Origin of the sequence: Allokutzneria albata, from assembly GCF_900103775.1 — a bacterium.
GTDB lineage: Bacteria > Actinomycetota > Actinomycetes > Mycobacteriales > Pseudonocardiaceae > Allokutzneria > Allokutzneria albata.
Genome location: NZ_LT629701.1, coordinates 7,800,490 through 7,816,570, shown reverse-complemented (window position 1 = coordinate 7,816,570; position 16,081 = coordinate 7,800,490). Strand labels below are relative to the sequence as shown.

At 65.5% G+C, this 16,081-nt stretch carries 6 protein-coding genes and 3 rRNA genes; all 9 read right to left on the bottom strand.

Going from position 1 to position 16,081, the window contains the following annotated elements:
- Nucleotides 1-36: 36 nt before the first annotated feature.
- Nucleotides 37-831 carry a type 1 glutamine amidotransferase gene (locus tag BLT28_RS35805; RefSeq protein ID WP_052407124.1) on the bottom strand — a complete coding sequence of 265 codons (795 nt, stop codon included), beginning with the start codon at nt 829-831 and terminating at the stop codon, nt 37-39.
- 10 nt (nt 832-841) lie between these two features.
- Nucleotides 842-1,690, bottom strand: coding sequence for a GNAT family N-acetyltransferase (locus BLT28_RS35800; RefSeq protein ID WP_043810905.1), 849 nt, complete (start codon nt 1,688-1,690; stop codon nt 842-844).
- A gap of 73 nt (nt 1,691-1,763) precedes the next feature.
- Nucleotides 1,764-1,880 (bottom strand): 5S ribosomal RNA (gene rrf, locus BLT28_RS35795).
- Nucleotides 1,881-1,961: 81 nt separating this feature from the next.
- Nucleotides 1,962-5,070: ribosomal RNA gene (locus BLT28_RS35790) — 23S ribosomal RNA — on the bottom strand.
- Nucleotides 5,071-5,471: 401 nt separating this feature from the next.
- Nucleotides 5,472-6,989, bottom strand: a 16S ribosomal RNA gene (locus BLT28_RS35785).
- The 16S, 23S and 5S rRNA genes sit together here, the layout of an rRNA operon.
- Nucleotides 6,990-7,725: 736 nt before the next feature.
- Nucleotides 7,726-11,424: an FkbM family methyltransferase gene (locus tag BLT28_RS35780; protein ID WP_156051211.1), complete on the bottom strand. Its 3,699-nt coding sequence runs from the start codon at nt 11,422-11,424 to the stop codon at nt 7,726-7,728.
- 82 nt (nt 11,425-11,506) lie between these two features.
- Nucleotides 11,507-12,991 carry an amidase family protein gene (locus tag BLT28_RS35775; protein ID WP_030431179.1) on the bottom strand — a complete coding sequence of 495 codons (1,485 nt, stop codon included), beginning with the start codon at nt 12,989-12,991 and terminating at the stop codon, nt 11,507-11,509.
- A 52-nt stretch (nt 12,992-13,043) separates the two neighbouring features.
- On the bottom strand, nt 13,044-14,387 hold the full coding sequence (gene glnA, locus BLT28_RS35770) for a type I glutamate--ammonia ligase (protein ID WP_030431178.1): 1,344 nt from the start codon (nt 14,385-14,387) through the stop codon (nt 13,044-13,046).
- Nucleotides 14,388-14,420: 33 nt separating this feature from the next.
- On the bottom strand, nt 14,421-16,010 hold the full coding sequence (locus tag BLT28_RS35765) for an alpha/beta hydrolase (protein ID WP_052407644.1): 1,590 nt from the start codon (nt 16,008-16,010) through the stop codon (nt 14,421-14,423).
- Between the last annotated feature and the right edge of the window lie 71 nt (nt 16,011-16,081).

Here is a 16,081-nt window from a genome sequence, read left to right as displayed (position 1 = left end):
TGTCACTGGCGCGTGTCTCTGGACAACTGACACAAGTCACACCAAAGGAAGGGTGCGGCCCAGACTTCCGTTGGGGCGCGGGCCTTCCTCGGCCAGTCGAACGAACCGTTGCGCGAAGGGCTCCCACGTTTCCGCCAGGTCGGCGTGGAGCTGGTCGAGCCCTTCCCTGGTGAAGCCACCGCGTGGTGCCCGCTGGGCGACGTCCGGAGCGCCCGCCGCCCAGTCCAGCACCATCTCGGTCGTGGTCTCGATGTGGAAAAGCATCCCGTAACCGCAGCTGCCGACCAGGAAGGCCTGGTTCTGGCACTGCGGCGAGGATGCGAGCAGCTGTGCTCCCGGCGGGAGCGTGCTGATCTCGTCCTCGTGGAACTGCAGCACGTCCGGCGTCCACGGCAGGTCGGCGAACAGCGGATCCGTGCCCACCGAGTCGCGCTTGGCGACCAGCCTGCCCCCGACCTCGGGCCCGTCCTCCATCGGCCGCACCACTCCGCCGGTGGCCACCGCCAGCAACTGGGCACCGAGGCAGATCGCCAGCGTCGGCAGGTTCCGCGTCACCGCCTCGGCCAGGAGCTTGCGCACCGAGGCCAGCCAGGGGTGCCGCAGGTCGTCCAACACGCTCATCTCGCCACCCAGGCAGACCACGCCCCGGTAGTCGTCGAGCGTGGCGGGCAGTGGCTGTTCCGACGCCACGACGACGTCGAGCACCGCACCGGCGCCGCGCAGCCAGTCGGCCAGCGCGCCCGGCGGGTTCGACCGCGACGGCTGGACGACCAGCAGGCGGGTCGCGCGGGCCGGATCGTCGGCGCCGCTGGCGGGATCGTGCAGGGACATGCCCTAGAGCCTAGTTCCCTTGTCGCAAAAGGACATTCGCGGTGTCGTGCACAGGTTGGTAACCAATGCGCTGGTAGATGGCGTTGGACACAGGATTGTCGATGACAGTGAAAAGAACCACACACTCCGCACCCGCGTCGATGGCCCACCGCGACATCGCGGCGGTCACACCGGAGGCATAACCGTTCCCCCGCTGCTCGGGCGGTGTGTAGACGAAGCTCACGCGGCTCATCCCCGCCACCGCCTTGGTCGCCTGGGCACAGGAGACGGGCTGCCCGTCGATCTCCCACAGCAGAACAGTGGTCCCCATCTCAAGCGCCTGCCTGAGGCCTGCTTCCGAGGTCGCGAGGCCGAGGTCCACGCCCAGCACGTTCGCGAAGAAGTCCTTGCGCCACAACGAAAGTAGCTTCACATCCTGCTCGCCAGCCACCCTGGCCGCACCTCGCACAACCGGGGGCACGAGCGTGCCGAGCCGGTAGAGCCGCTCTCCCCGCTCCACTCTCCAAGGCTGTCCGGAGAGCGTCTGCCATTCCTCAGCGAACGCTTCAGCGACCGCCGTCGGCCCGTTGACCGCCGGCAGGTCCGGCTCCAGTTCACGCATCTTGGCCGCGACGGCCGGGACCGCGGAGATCGGCAACCCGCTCAGCCCGAGTGGGTATGGCGGGGTACGGAACACAGCGCCGACGACAGCGTCCTGCTCGTGGACGGTGATCAGCACGCCGACGTCGTCCTGGTGGGGCGTTCCGAGCCGGGGCTCGAGCGCGGCGAGGGCGATGGTGTGTGCGGCCGGGTGGGCGAGGTAGACCGGACGGGCGACTGCCCAGAACTCACCCAGGTCGGTGTGCGTGCGCAGCTCCATGGGCACGTTTGTACCCCGGGCATGCCGACAAGGGGGAGACCGAATAACTCGGTCTCCCCCTTGTGGAAAGAATGTTCGGCGGCGTCCTACTCTCCCACACCCTCACGAGTGCAGTACCATCGGCGCTGGAGGGCTTAGCTTCCGGGTTCGGAATGGGACCGGGCGTTTCCCCTCCGCCATAACCACCGAAACACTATGAAACTATCAACCCACACCCATGCATGGGCGGGTTGTTCGTTTCAGAACCGCACAGTGGACGCGTAGCATGTTTGTAGTCAAGCCCTCGGCCTATTAGTACCAGTCAACTCCACACGTTACCGTGCTTCCATCTCTGGCCTATCAACCCAGTCATCTACTGGGAGCCTTAACCACTCAAGGTGGTGGGATACCTCATCTTGGAACGAGCTTCCCGCTTAGATGCTTTCAGCGGTTATCCCTTCCGAACGTAGCCAACCAGCAATGCCCCTGGCGGAACAACTGGCACACCAGAGGTTCGTCCGTCCCGGTCCTCTCGTACTAGGGACAGCCTTCCTCAAGTATCCAACGCGCGCGGCGGATAGGGACCGAACTGTCTCACGACGTTCTAAACCCAGCTCGCGTGCCGCTTTAATGGGCGAACAGCCCAACCCTTGGGACCTACTCCAGCCCCAGGATGCGACGAGCCGACATCGAGGTGCCAAACCATGCCGTCGATATGGACTCTTGGGCAAGATCAGCCTGTTATCCCCGGGGTACCTTTTAGCCGTTGAGCGACACCGCTTCCACAAGCCAGTGCCGGATCACTAGTCCCGACTTTCGTCCCTGCTCGACCCGTCGGTCTCACAGTCAAGCTCCCTTGTGCACTTACACTCAACACCTGATTGCCAACCAGGCTGAGGGAACCTTTGGGCGCCTCCGTTACCCTTTGGGAGGCAACCGCCCCAGTTAAACTACCCACCAGGCACTGTCCCTGATCCAGATCATGGACCGAGGTTAGACATCCAGTACGACCAGAGTGGTATTTCAACAACGACTCCACCCCAACTGGCGTTGAAGCTTCACAGTCTCCCACCTATCCTACACAAGCCGAACCAAACACCAATACCAAGCTATAGTAAAGGTCCCGGGGTCTTTCCGTCCTGCCGCGCGTAACGAGCATCTTTACTCGTAGTGCAATTTCGCCGGGCCTGTGGTTGAGACAGCGGAGAAGTCGTTACGCCATTCGTGCAGGTCGGAACTTACCCGACAAGGAATTTCGCTACCTTAGGATGGTTATAGTTACCACCGCCGTTTACTGGCGCTTAAGTTCTCAGCTTCGCCCCGAAGAGCTAACCGGTCCCCTTAACGTTCCAGCACCGGGCAGGCGTCAGTCCGTATACATCGTCTTGCGACTTCGCACGGACCTGTGTTTTTAATAAACAGTCGCTTCTCCCTGGTCTCTGCGGCCGTTCAGCCCTAACCCGCAAGGGGTATCAAGCCACCCGGCCCCCCTTCTCCCGAAGTTACGGGGGCATTTTGCCGAGTTCCTTAACCACAGTTCACCCGATCGCCTCGGTATTCTCTACCTGACCACCTGTGTCGGTTTGGGGTACGGGCCGCATGGACACTCACTAGAGGCTTTTCTCGGCAGCATAGGATCACTCACTTCGCCTCAATCGGCTACGCATCACGCCTCACCCACATGAGCGGCGGATTTGCCTACCACTCGGGCCACACGCTTACACCAGTACAACCACTCACTGGCGGAGCTACCTTCCTGCGTCACCCCATCGCTTGACTACTACCAGATCAGGTCCCGCGCTCCACGTTGATTGTCCGAAGACGCACAACGCTTTGGGCGGTTAGTATCCCTGGCCTCGCCATGGGCGCATCCACACGGGTACGGGAATATCAACCCGTTGTCCATCGACTACGCCTGTCGGCCTCGCCTTAGGTCCCGACTTACCCTGGGCGGATTAGCCTGGCCCAGGAACCCTTGGTCATCCGGCGGCAGAGTTTCTCACTCTGCTTTCGCTACTCATACCTGCATTCTCACTCGCGTCACCTCCACAGCTGGTTTCCACCGCTGCTTCCCTGGTGACACGACGCTCCCCTACCCATCCACACACCTGGACCACAACCTCAAGGATTGCAGCCGAGCTCTATATGTGAATGACACAGCTTCGGCGGTGCGCTTGAGCCCCGCTACATTGTCGGCGCTGAACCACTTGACCAGTGAGCTATTACGCACTCTTTAAAGGATGGCTGCTTCTAAGCCAACCTCCTGGTTGTCTAAGCGACCCAACATCCTTTCCCACTGAGCGCACACTTAGGGGCCTTAGCTGGTGTTCTGGGCTGTTTCCCTCTCGACTACGAAGCTTATCCCCCGCAGTCTCACTGCCACACTCTCACGTACCGGCATTCGGAGTTTGGCTGATTTCAGTAAGCTTGTAGGCCCCCTAGACCATCCAGTGCTCTACCTCCGGCACGAAACATGCGACGCTGCACCTAAATGCATTTCGGGGAGAACCAGCTATCACGGAGTTTGATTGGCCTTTCACCCCTACCCACAGCTCATCCCCTCAGTTTTCAACCTAAGTGGGTTCGGGCCTCCACGACGTCTTACCGTCGCTTCACCCTGGCCATGGGTAGATCACCCCGCTTCGGGTCTAGAGCACGCGACTCACTCGCCCTATTCAGACTCGCTTTCGCTACGGCTACCCCACACGGGTTAACCTCGCCACGTACCACTAACTCGCAGGCTCATTCTTCAAAAGGCACGCCATCACCCGAAGGCTCTGACGGATTGTAGGCACACGGTTTCAGGTACTCTTTCACTCCCCTCCCGGGGTACTTTTCACCATTCCCTCACGGTACTGTCCGCTATCGGTCACCAGGAAGTATTTAGGCTTAGCGGGTGGTCCCGCCAGATTCACAGCGAATTTCACGGGCTCGCTGCTACTTGGGATCCTCATCCATGGAGATGCCGGGTTTTCACGTACGGGAGTCTCACCCTCTACGCTCGCGCTTTCCAGACACGTTCCGCTAACCACAACATTTTCTCACTCCACGACCGGCCGGCAGACCAATCCAATGAGTCCCACAACCCCGCACACGCAACCCCTGCCGGGTATCACACGTACACGGTTTAGCCTCATCCGCTTTCGCTCGCCACTACTCACGGAATCACGGTTGTTTTCTCTTCCTACGGGTACTGAGATGTTTCACTTCCCCGCGTTCCCTCCACACACCCTATACATTCAGATGCGGGTAACCGGACATGACTCCGGCTAGGTTTCCCCATTCGGACACCCTCGGATCTCAGCTCGATTGGCAGCTCCCCGAGGCTTTTCGCAGCCTTCCACGTCCTTCATCGGCTCCTGGTGCCAAGGCATCCACCGTATGCCCTTAACAACTTGACCACAAAGATGCTCGCGTCCACTGTGCAGTTCTCAAAGAACAACCCGAACCCCGCGCCACCCAGGAAACACCAGCCAGAACCCACGGCTCTGCGATGTGCTTCCGGCACCGGGCCAGAACTTGTTACTTCTCTCCAGAGACAAACACTCGCGTGTTCCCTCAGGACCCAACAGCGTGCCGCACACCCCACCCATACTCCCACCACGACCACCCTCGTTCCACGCCCCCGACCCAGTCGAGAGCAGTACTAGACGGCACCGCCGCGGAGTTTCGATGAGATTTTCGCCAGTGATTCCACAATTCCTTGAGCACCCCTGACCCAAGAACATTCGCCTTGGACATCAGGGACACTCCACTCTCGGCTCCGCGGAGCTGATGAGAGCGGATGTGTGTTGCTCCTTAGAAAGGAGGTGATCCAGCCGCACCTTCCGGTACGGCTACCTTGTTACGACTTCGTCCCAATCGCCAGTCCCACCTTCGACCACTCCCCCCCTTACGGGTTGGGCCATGGGCTTCGGGTGTTACCGACTTTCGTGACGTGACGGGCGGTGTGTACAAGGCCCGGGAACGTATTCACCGCAGCGTTGCTGATCTGCGATTACTAGCGACTCCGACTTCACGGGGTCGAGTTGCAGACCCCGATCCGAACTGAGACCGGCTTTCTGGGATTCGCTCCACCTCACGGTTTAGCAGCCCTTTGTACCGGCCATTGTAGCATGTGTGAAGCCCTGGACATAAGGGGCATGATGACTTGACGTCATCCCCACCTTCCTCCGAGTTGACCCCGGCAGTCTCCCATGAGTCCCCACCATAACGTGCTGGCAACATGGAACGAGGGTTGCGCTCGTTGCGGGACTTAACCCAACATCTCACGACACGAGCTGACGACAGCCATGCACCACCTGTACACCGGCCACAAGGGGGCCGATATCTCTACCGGTTTCCAGTGCATGTCAAGCCCAGGTAAGGTTCTTCGCGTTGCATCGAATTAATCCACATGCTCCGCCGCTTGTGCGGGCCCCCGTCAATTCCTTTGAGTTTTAGCCTTGCGGCCGTACTCCCCAGGCGGGGCGCTTAATGCGTTAGCTGCGGCACGGAGAACGTGGAAAGTCCCCCACACCTAGCGCCCAACGTTTACGGCGTGGACTACCAGGGTATCTAATCCTGTTCGCTCCCCACGCTTTCGCTCCTCAGCGTCAGTATCGGCCCAGAGACCCGCCTTCGCCACCGGTGTTCCTCCTGATATCTGCGCATTTCACCGCTACACCAGGAATTCCAGTCTCCCCTACCGAACTCAAGTCTGCCCGTATCGACCGCAGGCTCAGAGTTAAGCCCTGAGTTTTCACGGCCGACGCAACAAACCGCCTACGAGCTCTTTACGCCCAATAATTCCGGACAACGCTCGCACCCTACGTATTACCGCGGCTGCTGGCACGTAGTTGGCCGGTGCTTCTTCTGCAGGTACCGTCACTCGCGCTTCGTCCCTGCTGAAAGAGGTTTACAACCCGAAGGCCGTCATCCCTCACGCGGCGTCGCTGCGTCAGGCTTTCGCCCATTGCGCAATATTCCCCACTGCTGCCTCCCGTAGGAGTCTGGGCCGTGTCTCAGTCCCAGTGTGGCCGGTCGCCCTCTCAGGCCGGCTACCCGTCGTCGCCTTGGTAGGCCATTACCCCACCAACAAGCTGATAGGCCGCGGGTTCATCCTGCACCGCCGGAACTTTCCACCACAACAGATGCCTGAAGTGGTCATATCCGGTATTAGACCCAGTTTCCCGGGCTTATCCCAGAGTGCAGGGCAGATTACCCACGTGTTACTCACCCGTTCGCCGCTCGTGTACCCCGAAGGGCCTTACCGCTCGACTTGCATGTGTTAAGCACGCCGCCAGCGTTCGTCCTGAGCCAGGATCAAACTCTCCATCAATGACTGATAAGAGAGATGAGATCTAGCTGAACTGCTAGCAAATCAATCATCTCAAAGGAAACCCCAGACGAGGGGTATTCCAAAACATAAGCTCACTGGCTTACATCGGCACACTGTTGAGTTCTCAAAGAACACACGCACACCATCCGGATCACCCACACTCGGGCTCCCCATCCGGGGCTCATTTCGTTCTGTTCGAAGCTTATCCGAACCGCGTTTCCCGTGTCAAATCCGCCGTTTCCGAGGACCTGGCCGGTTCCGATTCGATTTTCGCTGGTGGAACCTTATCCGGGCCGCTTTCCCAGTGTCAAATCGGGGCGTTAGCCGCGCTTTTCCACAGAAAAAGCAATTCCGGACATGGCAGGTCCACATCGGAACATATTCACTTCAATACAGGTGGGAGCACACTCCACCGACGCACCGCATCGAAGCGGGTTTAGTCAGGAGTGTGTTGTTCCCGAGGGTCGTACGCTATCTGATCAACGGAGCCGTCTTGAAGTGACCCCCTCAACAGAGGGCCAGCCTGTCAGCTGCGAATCAGAAGCACCGCAGTAACTTACCCGGTTCGTATCGCGGTGTCAACCCGCTCGACCCGGAGCGTCCAGCCGTCCTGTCCGAGGTCTTGCGATCCCGGCCCGTTCGGCTTCCCGTGCGGCGGAGAGAAAGTTACGCAGCGCCGCACGGGAAGTCAAATCGGCTGGTCAGGGCCTTGCGGACCGATCTTGGGTGATCGCGCTCAGCGACCGCGAGGGCGCAGCCACAGGCTCAGCGTGTCCGGAGCACGGCCCGTCTCCGGGTCGGGTACCAGCAGGTCGGCGGGCTCCTTCGGGTCGGTACCGCCGATCGGCACCAGGTCGTAGCCCCACGTCCCGAACTCGCGCAGCACCGCGGTCGGGTCGTCGCCCAGCGCCACGGTCTGCCGTAGTGACAGCGAGCACACCACGTGCGGACGGTCCCGGCGCAGCAGGCGGACGAGACCACCGAGCGCACGGTGACTTCCACCCGGTGCGTCGACCTTCACCACGGACAGGCGCATTCCGTTCGCGGCGGGCAACGCCTCCAGCTCCGCTTCGAGGCGGACGGCGCGCACAGTCGGTGCCGGCTGCTCCCCTTCCGCAGGTTCCCCGGCGGGGTGAACCGACACGCCGCCGGTGAGTGCGGGCCGCATCGCCAGCTGGGTGGCTGAGTCCCACGCCGCGGCGTCCACAACGGACAGTCGTTCGGCGACCGCGGGTGCGACATTCACTCCAACGTTGTGCCGCAGAAGCGCCCGGGCTTGCGCGTCGGGCTCGACGGCCACCACGGCACCGCTCGTACCGAGCATGTTGAGCACCCGGATCGAGTGGTAGCCGACGTGGGCGCCGATGTCGACGAAGACCCCGTCTGGCTCGACGAGGGAGTCGATGAGCGCGGACAGCTCCGGCTCCCACACGCCGTTGGTGGAGAGCACGGGCAACATCAGGGAGTCTTCGGCGGGCAGTCGGAGGAGACCTGCGTCAGTCAGGACTACGGACGTCGATGTGCCTTCTAAAGCAGGGTCCGAGTCGCCCGCACGGTCGTGCTCGCGAACGACGATCCGGCGCAGCGAGTCGGCGGTGCGCAGGGCGTCGGTGGCCGCGCGCACACCGGACTCCAGGCGCGCGTCACGTTCGCGCAGCGTGGTGACCACGCTCGACTCCAGGGAGTCGATGCGGTCGAGCGTGCGGTTGAGCGCGGAGGTCAGCTTGTCGATGCGCTCGGCGAGCGTGTCGATCTGCTTGTCCCGCGCGGCCTCGCGCTCGACGAGCGCGTCTTCGAGGGCCTGGAGTCGGCGTCCCTGGCTGGCCATGTCGGCACGGGCGCGGACGACGCCGTCGTCCACACCGATGAGCTGGTCGTCGAGTTGAGTCTGCCGCTCGGCGAGCTGGATCACGTCGGCGCGGAGGTCGGCGTCGACGCGGCTGCCACCCGTTCCGGCGTCTTCGCTCTGCCTACGGGCCAGCTCGCCCGCGGTGCGCTCGACGCCGTCCACGACCGCGGTGAGGACTTCGCGGAGGTGGTTGTCGTAGTGGCTGAGCACGCGGAGGACCGCCTTGCGCAGCGCCGGAGCGCCCGGGGTGCGGCTCTCGGTCTCCACGTTCGGCTTGCGCAGGAGCGCATGCCTGGCGACGAGGAGCGGGCGAAGCGGGTCCTCGGCCGGGCCGGGCGGCGGGGCGGCGTGTTGTGCGCGCCAGCCACGGTACGCGTGCTCGACGCGGTCGCGGAGCTGCTTCGCCGTTCCGTCCAGGGTGCGGCTGTGGGTCAGGTGCTCGCGAGCGGCCTGGCCGAGGCGGATCGTCGCTTCGGGATCCGCCGCGACGGAACGCATCAGCTCGACGGCTGCCTGTGCATCCGGCTCGGTGCCGACACCGTGGCAGGGCACCAGCATCGCGACCTCGGGCGTGAACATCTCCGCGACCGCGCCGTGGTGCGACGCGAGGATCGGGAGGGACATGCTCGCGGCGCGGGCGAGCAGCAACGACGTGCGGTCAGCTCCGTTGCCTTCCGCGCGGTGCAGCGACACCACGCAGTCGGCCATCGCGAGGAGGTCATCGCTCAGCTCGATGTCGACGACCCGACCGTCGGAGCTGCGCTCGATGAGCAGGATGCGGTGGTCGGACGCGGTCGCGAGGCGCAGGCGCTCCGCAGCTTCGGGGTTGCGCACCGCGCCGCTGACCGCGAGGACGAGGCGGGCGTCCTGGCGGTCGGGGAAGGCGCTGAGGAACGCCGACACCAGGCCGAGCGCGTTGCCCCGGCGCTCGGCGGTGTGGTCGACGGCGGAAACGAAGACGACGCCGTCGTCGAGGCCGAAGCGCGCGCGTGCGGCCTTGCGCGCAGGGCGGTCCACTTCGCCGCGGTCCGGCACGGGCAGGGCGAGCACGCGGACCGGCACCGCGGTGTTCTGCATGGCCTGTCTGGTCGCGTCGGAGAGCACCCACACTTCGTCCACTTCGGACAGATCGGCGGTGAGCACGCCATCGGGGCTGACCGAGATCACGTAGCGGTCGCCGGGCACCGGATGCGCGCCAGCGCAGCGCAGCACGACCGGATAGACGGGCTCGTCGGCGGTGGGCAGGCCGGACGCGCGGACGGTCGCGCGCAGCAAGTCGGCTTCGGCGCCCGTGCCGACAACACTCACGCCGAGCTGGTCGACCAGGGCCAGGCTGCTGCTCGGGTCGAGGCGCGGCACGGCGTCGGGGTGGACGCGGCCGGTCGCCACGCCGGTGGTCGCGCACCAGGTGCGGAACTCCTTGGCCTGCGCGCCGAACGGATCGGGGTACTGCCTGCGCAGCTCGGGGTCGTCCTGCCAGAGCGCGGCGCCCCAGCGTGAGCCGCCCGAGGCGTTCTGGTTCTCGTCCGCGGGCTCGCACGCCCACCGGAGGAAGTCCGCGACGTCCGCGGCCGGGCCGACCGCGGGCTTGGCGGGCGGGACGCCGTTGCGCTGCTGGGTGGCGCGCCGGTACTCGCGGCGCAGCGCGTCAGGGATCGGAGTGCCGTCCGGCAGCGCCGCGAAGGCGTAGGGGTCGCGCTCGCGGTTGTGTCCGACCCTGACAAGCTCGTTGCGGTAGATCGCGCACAGCTGTGCCATGGGCGGGTGCTCTGAAAGCAGGACGCGTGGCCGGTCAGCGACGTTCGCGGACAGCAGCCACGGGCGCTGCGGGTCGAAGCCGGACAGGTGCACGGTGCGCAGCGGCTTGTCGCCGACCAACAAGCGGCCCTTGGCGTCACGCCAAGGCGGGCGCTGGTCGATGTTCCAGATCGAGACGCCGATGCCCGGGTCGCGCAGCACCTCGTGCTCGACGAGCGCCGGAGCGCCGTCCAGGAACGCACCAGCGGCATCGGGGGCCTGACGGACCTGCTCAGCCCACATGTTGAGGAAGGGCGCCGAGCCGGGCGCCACCGCGATGAAACCCGGGTCGAACATGCCCGCGGTCAGCAGCTCCTCGGGTGCCGGACGCATGCCGTCGCGCGGCAGCGGTTCCAGGACACGCGGGAGCAGCACGACGGGGTTGCGCGAGATCGCGCTGAGCACCTCTTCGACGACGGAGTCCAGCACCAGGACGTTCGAGTCGAGGTAGAGCACCGGGCCGAGCTCGGCGAGCAGCCGCATCATCAGGCGCGGTTGCAGGACGGCGCGCAGCTCGTCCGGCGTGCACGCGGTGGCCAGCCAGGACAACTCGGCCGCGTCGACACCGATGTCGGCGGGGGTGAGCAGGCCCGGTCCGACCGCTTCCGGCTCGGCGTCCACCAGCAGCGCCAGGAAGCGCCCGCCGGGGTGTTTGGCCAGGAAGGCCCCGCTGAGCAGGCGGACGGCGGGCAGGTCCGCTCTCGTGGCCACCGTGCACGCGTTGAGCACGGCCTTCGGCTGCGGCTGCGGTTCGGTCGTCTGCTCGGACATCGCTGGTGCCTCGGTCACGACGCAGAACCTATCCCGCACAGACGGTGTTCGGGGTCGGTCAACCGGAGCACAAGCACCTCCAAGATCGGTTCGAGCTGGGTCAACGCGGCAGTGTCGGCAGGTAGCGCGGGGTCAGCCGCGCTGGTTGGAGCCTTTCCAGGTCGGCGGCGTAGGCGAGCAGGCGCGCGTCGGTGTCGCGTCCGGCGAACAGCGACACGCCGATGGGCAGCGGGCCCGCCGCACCTGCGGGAACGGTGATGTTGGGGTAGCCGGACATCGCCGCGGGGCCGCCCGAGCCCAGGACGAACGCGTCGCCTTCGCCGTACTCCGTCTTCCACGCGGGGCTGTTGGTCGGCGCGAGGATCGCGTCCAGCCGGTGCTTCGCCACGGTCTCGTCGATCGAGCGCCGGGAGAGATCCGTCACGAGTGCGCGCTTGCGGCGGTACTCGGGGTCCGTTGTCGGCGGAGCGGCAAGGGTCTGGGTGAACAGCTCCTGTCCGAACTTCGACAGTTCGACGGGATCGTTGGTGTTGAAGCGGATGAGTTCTTCAAGCGTCTTCGGGCCGCCTACGCGCGACGCGAGGTAGGCGGGCAGATCGTGCTTGAACTCGCTGAGCAGCAAGGCGAGCGAGTGCTGTCCCGTCTGGTCCAGGTACGGCAGTTCGACGTCGACGACCGTGACGCCGTTGGCGCGCAAGCGGTCCACAGTGGCATTGACGACTCGGTCGACATCGCGGTCCAAACCCGCTTTGCGCCACACGCCGATGCGAGAACCCCGCAGGCTGCCGTTGTCTGCCGCAGCGGGCTTGATGCGCAACGCATTGAGCGTGATCGCGGCGTCGACGACGTGTCGCGCCATCGGTCCCGCGGTGTCCTGCTCGTGGGAAATCGGGGCTACGCCTTCACCGCTGACCGTGCCGAGCGTGGGCTTGAGGCCCACAACGCCGGTCGCTCCCGCCGGGCAGACGATCGAGCCGTTGGTCTCCGTGCCGATCGCGACCTGTGCCAACGATGCGGCAACGGCGGCCCCGGACCCGGAGGACGAACCGCACGGATTCCGGTCGAGCACGTGCGGGTTCGCGGTTTGGCCGCCGACACCGGACCAGCCGGACGTGGCCTTTGCAGAGCGGAAGTTTGCCCACTCGGAGAGGTTCGTCTTTCCCAGGATCACGGCTCCCGCGGCCCTGAGCTTCCGAACGAGTTCGGCGTCCTTCGCGGGACGACTGTCCAGCAGAGCCCGCGAGCCAACCGTGGTGACACCTGCGTCGATGTTGTCCTTTAACAGGACGGGAATGCCGTCAAGTGGGCCGCGCAGCGCGTTGGCTTTCCTGCGCGCGTCACTGGCCTCGGCCTGTGCGACCGCGTCCGGCTCTACACGGAGGACCGCGCGCACCTTGCGGTCGACAGTGCGGATGCGCTGCAGATAAGCGCTGGTGAGCCGCACGGCGTTGAGTCGGCCCGCCGCCATCTGCTGTTGCAGCGCGGGGATTGTCGCGCTGTCGAGGTTCTCGCTGGCGTTGGCGACCGGTGTGAACGCGGCGATGGTGGCTGCTGCGATCAGGACCGTGCTGAGGCGGCGGCGCATGGCCCCCACCCCAGCGGCAATCCCGGTCCCGGTCAACCCCTCGATCAGAGCTTCAGAGCATCGGCAGGTACGTGCCCAATTCGAAAGGCGTGACCTGGCGGCGGTAGTCGTCCCACTCGGAGCGCTTGTTGCGGAGGAAGTAGTCGAAGACCGCTTCCCCGAGCGTTTCCGCCACCAGTTCCGAGTTCTCCATGACCGCCAGCGCTTCGGCGAGGTTGTACGGCAGCGCGTCGTAGCCCGCTGCGCGTCGCTCGGCCTCCGTCAGCGACCACACGTTGTCCTCAGTGGGCGGAGGAAGCTCGTAGCCCTCCTGCACTCCCTTGAGCCCCGCGGCGAGGATCACCGCGTAGGCGAGGTACGGGTTGCACGAGGAGTCAGGGCTGCGGATCTCGACGCGGCGCGAGGACGCCTTGCCCGGCGAGTACATCGGGACGCGCACGAGGGCCGAGCGGTTCGCGTGGCCCCAGCAGACGGTCGTGGGGGCTTCACCACCGACGATGAGGCGCTTGTAAGAGTTGACCCACTGGTTGGTGACCGCGCTGATCTCGCGCGCGTGCTTGAGAAGGCCCGCCACGAACGCCTTGCCGGTCTGCGACAGCTCGTAGGGGTCCTCGCTGTCGTAGAAGGCGTTGCGGTCGCCCTCGAAGAGGCTGAAGTGGGTGTGCATGCCGGAGCCCGCGTGCTGCGAGAACGGCTTCGGCATGAAGGACGCGCGCACGCCCTGGGTGATCGCGACCTCCTTGACCACGTAGCGGAAGGTCATCACGTTGTCGGCCATGGTGAGCGCGTCGGCGTAGCGCAGGTCGATCTCCTGCTGGCCCGGCGAGGCCTCGTGGTGGCTGAACTCCACCGAGATGCCCATCGCCTCCAGCGTCTCGATCGCGTGGCGGCGGAAGTGCGGCGCGGCGTTGTGGCTGGCCTGGTCGAAGTAGCCGCCGCGGTCCGCGGGCTCCGGCGAGGTGCCGTCCCCGGGGAGGTCGCGGAGCAGGTAGAACTCGATCTCCGGGTGCACGTAGCAGGTGAAGCCCGCCTCGCTGGCCTTGGCCAGGGTGCGCCGCAGCACGTGGCGCGGGTCCGACCAGCACGGGGAGCCGTCCGGCATGGAGATGTCGCAGAACATCCGCGCGGAGTAGTGGCTGCCGTCGCCGGTCTCCCACGGCAACACCTGGAAGGTGGCCGGGTCGGGTTTGGCGACCATGTCGGACTCGTAGACCCGGGCGAAGCCCTCGATCGCGGAGCCGTCGAAGCCGATGCCCTCGGCGAAGGCCCCTTCGAGCTCGGCGGGCGCGACGGCGACCGACTTCAGGAACCCGAGAACGTCGGTGAACCACAGCCGGACGAACCGGATGTCGCGCTCTTCCAGGGTGCGGAGCACGAACTCCTGCTGGCGATCCATGTGGTCACCCTAGATGTCCGGGGCCGCGCGGGATCAACCCGCGCAGCGTGCGCCCTCCGCAGACACCTTCAGATCCACCAGGTAGGCGACCCCCGCGCTGTCCACGCACGGGTTGCCGGACAGGAAGCCGGTGTGCCGCGTGGCGTCCTGGGTGAGCAGCCGCGCGCGGAGCACCCTGGCGAGCTTGATGCCCGCCTCGTGCGGCGTGGCCGGGTCGCCGGTGGTGGACACGACGAGCAGCTGCGGCAGACCGGGCAGGTCGGCGCGGAGCGGTTGCGCGGAGACCGGAGCGGGCCAGAACGCGCACGCGTCGAGATAGCCGACCACGGGAGAACCGTCGTCCAGGAACGGCGCGGCCTGGCGGTACCGGCGTTCGACGTCCGCGCGGACAGCACGGTCGTTCGTCCTGTTGTCGTCAACGCAGCGCACGGCCGAGAAAGCGTCGTTGATGTTGGAGTAGCGCCCGTCACTCCCGCGGCCGTTGTAGTTGTCGGCCAGCGACATCAAGACCTCCCCCGCGCCCTTGCTGAGCTGGTTGAGCCCGTTGTTCAGGCTCTCCCACAGGGTCTCGGCGTAAAGGGTCTGGATGACCGCGGTGATCGCGTCGCCGTAGGAGAGCTTGCGGCCGTCCTTCAAGGCGATCGGGTTCTCCGCGAGCGGGCGGACGAGGCGCTGGAAGACCTTGGCGGTCTGCGTCGCGTCAGTGCCGAGCGCGCAGTCGAAGCGCTGTGCGCACCAACGGCTGAACGCGTCGAACGCCTTCTGGAACCCGGCGCCCTGCGCGATGAGCTCGTCGTTCGGGTTCTGGTCGGGGTCCACGGCGCCGTCGAGCACCATGGCGCGCACGTTGCCGGGGAACGTCTCCGCGTAGACCGTGCCCAGGCGGGTGCCGTACGAGTACCCGACGTAGGTCAGCTTCTCGTCGCCGAGGGCCGAGCGCATGACGTCGAGGTCCTTGGCGACCTCGCGGGTGCCGATGTTGGCGAGGACGTCGGCGCCGGTCCGCTCCGCGCACTTGGTGGCGTAGTCCTTCTCCTCCGCCTCGGACTTGGCGACGCCCTCGGGCGAGTAGTCGAGGTCGGTGTCCAGGCGCAGCTCGTCGCGCTCGGCGTCGGTGAGGCAGCGCACCTCCGGCTGGCTGGCGCCGACCCCGCGCGGATCGAAGCCGACCAGGTCGAAGCGCTTGCCCAGCTCGTTGTCGCGGACCTGGCCCACCATCCCGGCCGCCGCGGCCATGCCCGAGGCCCCGGGACCGCCGGGGTTGATGATCATGGAGCCGATGCGCCTGCCCTGTTCGCTCGCCGGCCGGCGCAGCAGGCCGAGCGTGATGTCGCGCGCGCCGGGCTTGGCGTAGTCCAGCGGCACGGTCATCCGGGCGCACTCGACGGTGCGGCGCTGGAACGCCTCGCGCTGCTCGGAGCTGGTCGCGTAGCCGTCACACGACTCCCACGTGAGCTTCTGCGCGTAGTAGCGCTCCAGCCCCGCGGGCACCGGTCCGGCCGGTCCACGTTGTTCGACGCGAGGTTGCTGGGGTTGCTGGGCGGGCGGGGTCGTGGTGCACCCGGCGAGCAGCAGCACCGACAGCGCGCACAGGGCGGTCCAGCGTCGTTCCACAACGGACATGCCGTGATCCTGCCAGGAGCTGTGTTGTGCCAGATGCGGCGAAGTTACCCAGGTGGCCTCCGAATGCGCGA